This is a genomic window from Corynebacterium sp. MSK297, from assembly GCF_030232885.1.
GTDB lineage: Bacteria > Actinomycetota > Actinomycetes > Mycobacteriales > Mycobacteriaceae > Corynebacterium.
Window position 1 is genome coordinate 1 of record NZ_JASPGD010000032.1, and the last position, 706, is coordinate 706.

The 706-nt window shown below is 53.4% G+C and carries 1 pseudogene; it reads left to right on the top strand.

Features of this window, described 5'->3' with window-relative positions:
* A pseudogene (locus QP888_RS10995) lies at window positions 1–706 on the top strand (IS3 family transposase); the annotation flags it as partial.

Consider the following 706-nt stretch of genomic DNA (forward strand, 5'->3'; position numbering starts at 1 on the left):
TACGGTGTGCGGAAAATGTGGCATGCTCTACGCCGTGAAGGAATCGATATCGGGCGTGAACACACTGCACGGCTGATGCGTTTGGCTGGTGTTTCTGGCAAAGGTAAAGGCCGTTCACCGGTGACCACTCGTAGGTCAAAGACGGTGGATACGCACCCGGATTTGGTGCAACGCGAATTCAACGCCGAAGCACCCAATAAGTTGTGGGTGGCCGATATTACTTACGTGCGCACGAAGAAAGGTTTTGTCTACACCGCGTTTGTCACCGACGTTTACTCCAGGCGGATCGTTGGGTGGACGTTATCAGACTCGATGCGCACCGAAGTATTGCCGCTGCAAGCTCTCAACCAGGCGATAGTGTGTGCTGAAGAAACGACAGGTTTGGTGCACCATTGAAGATCACGGGTCGCAGTATGTCAGCGTGGTCTACAACGATCGACTTTCCCAGCACGGCATTACAGCTTCCACCGGAAGTGTTGGTGACTCCTATGACAATGCTTTGGCTGAAAACGTCAACGGTTCTTACAAGAGGCGAACTGATCCATACTCGCAGGTGGGATGACGTTATCGAGGTAGAAATCGCGACATTCGGGTGGGTGTCATGGTGGAACGAGACAAGGCTCCACCAGAGCTTGGGGTACCGTACCCCGGTCGAGGTTGAAGACGCGTTGTGGGAACAAGATGGGTCCCGGGAACTAATGGAAAA